At 69.2% G+C, this 2556-nt stretch carries 3 protein-coding genes; all 3 read left to right on the top strand.

All coding sequences use genetic code 11. From position 1 onward, the window contains the following. The first annotated feature begins 121 nt into the window (after positions 1–121). Entirely contained in the window at positions 122–718 is a 597-nt protein-coding gene (locus ACIKT0_RS16735) for a DUF2585 family protein (RefSeq protein ID WP_407106512.1), read from the top strand. Between the two features lie 16 nt (positions 719–734). After that, the gene (gene glcF, locus ACIKT0_RS16730) at positions 735–2075 is read left to right on the top strand and encodes a glycolate oxidase subunit GlcF (protein ID WP_407106511.1); all 1341 of its coding nucleotides are present in this window, start codon (positions 735–737) and stop codon (positions 2073–2075) included. Positions 2076–2179: 104 nt separating this feature from the next. After that, positions 2180–2556 (top strand): DUF2076 domain-containing protein (locus tag ACIKT0_RS16725; RefSeq protein WP_407106510.1); only part of this gene is annotated, 377 nt, incomplete at its 3' end.

The following is a 2556-nucleotide window of genomic DNA, read 5'->3' as shown; positions in this document are numbered from 1 at the left end:
CCGCTCGCCACCCGCGCGGCGGTCGACGTCTTCGAGCCGCAGGCGCCGGCGCTCGCGCGGCTGACGCGCGCCGTCACGGCCGCCTTCGATCCGGAAGGGATACTCAATCCCGGACGCATGCATGCGCCCTGAAGCCGTCCCGACCCTGCCATCCGTCGAGCGCGCCTGCCTGATTTTCTCGGTCCTCTGCATCGCGGTTCTGGCCTGCGGCCTGGCCGCGATGGGACGTCCGCTGATCTGCCCCTGCGGAACGATCGAGCTTTGGCACGCGAACGCGAACGACGCCGGGACCTCGCAGCATCTCGCCGACTGGTACTCGCCGTCCCATGTGATTCACGGCTTCCTGCTGTATGCGCTGGGCTGGCTCCTGTTCGGACGGGGCCGGCGCCCGCCGCTCGGCAGGATGCTGCTGCTGGCCGTCGCGGTCGAAAGCGCGTGGGAGCTGATCGAGAACAGTCCGCCGGTGATCGAACACTACCGGACGGCGACGGCCTCGGACGCCTATGCGGGCGACAGCGTGCTGAACTCGGTCGCGGACGTGGCGTGCATGATCGCGGGCTTCTTCATCGCCCGCTTCGCTCCCGTGTGGGCGACGACCACGGCGGCGATCGCCATGGAGCTCGCCGCGCTTTACGTCATCCGGGACAACCTGACGCTCAACGTCCTGATGATCCTTTATCCCTCGGACGCCATCTCGGCGTGGCAGTCCGCCCGGTGAGCCTTTAGAGCCTTCGATGCAAACCGCTTTCGCCCCAGAACGCCTCGCCGCCGACCCGCAGCTCGCCTCGTCGGAAAAGATCCTCCGCACCTGCGTGCATTGCGGATTCTGCACCGCGACGTGCCCGACCTACCTGCTGCTGGGCGACGAGCTCGATAGCCCGCGCGGCCGCATCTACCTGATCAAGGAGATGCTGGAGGAGAACAAGCCGGCGACGCCGGAGATCGTGAAGCACGTCGATCGCTGCCTCTCCTGCCTCTCCTGCATGACGACCTGTCCGTCCGACGTGCATTACATGCACCTCGTCGACCACGCCCGGGCCTATATCGAGGCGACCTATGAGCGCCCGCTCGCAGACCGGCTGACGCGTCGCCTGCTCGCCTTCACGCTGCCCTATCCCGGACGTTTCCGGATCGCCCTGTTCGGAGCGTGGCTCGCGCGTCCGCTCGAAGGCTTCTTCAGCCGCACGCCCGGGCTCTCCCGGATCGGCGCGATGCTTCGGCTCGCGCCCGCCAAGCCGCCGCTGGCGCCGGCGAGCCGGGGGCCGGCGACCTTCCCGGCGACCGGGCCTCGCCGGGCGCGGGTCGCTATCCTGCAGGGCTGCGCGCAGCCGGTGCTCGAGCCGTCGATCAACGAGGCCGCCGTCCGGTTCCTCACCCGGCACGGCGTCGAGGTGGTGCAAGCCAAGGGCGAGGGCTGCTGCGGCGCGCTCGTCCACCACATGGGCCGGGAGGACCAGGCGCTGGCGCAGGCCCGGCGGAACGTCGACGCCTGGACCCGGGAGATCGAGACCGGCGGCCTCGACGCCATCGTCATCACCACCTCCGGCTGCGGCACGACGATCAAGGACTATGGCTTCATGCTGCGCGAGGACCCCGCCTACGCCGAGAAGGCCGCGCGGGTCTCGGCGCTCGCCAAGGACGTCACCGAGTTCGCCGCCTCGTTCGAGCTCAAGCCCTCGCGCCAGACGGGGCTCGCCGTGACCTATCACTCCGCCTGCTCCATGCAGCACGGCCAGTCGATCCGCGAGGAGCCGAAGGCGCTGCTTCGCGCCGCGGGATTCACGGTGAAGGAGCCCGCCGAAAGCCACATCTGCTGCGGCTCGGCCGGCACCTACAACATCATGCAGCCCGAGATCGCCACCAAGCTGCGCGACCGGAAGGTCGCGAACATCGAGCGCACGGCGCCGGAAATCGTCGCCACCGGCAATATCGGCTGCCTCACGCAGATCCGGACCGGGACCAGCGTTCCCTGCGTCCACACCGTGGAGCTGCTCGACTGGGCCACGGGCGGCCCGCTGCCGGAGCCGTTGCGCAAGCGGCTCGCCGAGAGAGCCGCCGAGCAGCAGGCCAGCTAGAAATCTAAGCCGACCGCCACGAAAAGACCGTGGCGCGCACCGGATCCAGCCTTATCTCCATTGGAGATTGATTCCTTCGGGAAGCGGAGAGCTGGAGCCGGTCAATGAACGCTCATGAACGCAGTCTGATCGCCGGCCTGTTCGAGCGCATCCGGGGCGCGGAAGCGGCGTATCGGGACCCCGAGGCCGAGAACTTCATCGCCGATCAGGTCCGGCGCCAGCCGCATGCGCCGTATGCGATGGCGCAGACGCTGATCGTCCAGAACCAGTCCCTCGAGGCCGCCAGGGCGCGGATCGAGGAACTGGAGCAGCGGCTCCGGGACGCCGAGCTCTCCGCGCGGCCGCAGGCCTCGCCCTGGGGTCCTCGCGCCGGCGACGCGATGGGATCCGTGCGCCCCACAATGAACCCAGCGCAACTCGCGATTGTGACGGTCGAGACGAATCCGGGGATGGAGGGCGCCGTCGGGTCGCCCAGGCTCCC

The sequence above is a fragment of the Hansschlegelia beijingensis genome, from assembly GCF_045505405.1.
In the GTDB taxonomy this organism is placed as follows: Bacteria; Pseudomonadota; Alphaproteobacteria; order Rhizobiales; family Methylopilaceae; genus Methylopila; species Methylopila beijingensis_A.
Note: the sequence above shows the minus strand (reverse complement) of the source record. Positions and strands in the feature narration are given on the sequence as shown.

Bases quoted from the DNA above. Each gene is read 5' to 3' on its own strand.
- ACIKT0_RS16735 (WP_407106512.1), top strand. From the start codon at position 122: ATGCGCCCTGAAGCCGTCCCGACCCTGCCATCCGTCGAGCGCGCCTGC.
- glcF (WP_407106511.1), top strand. From the start codon at position 735: ATGCAAACCGCTTTCGCCCCAGAACGCCTCGCCGCCGACCCGCAGCTC.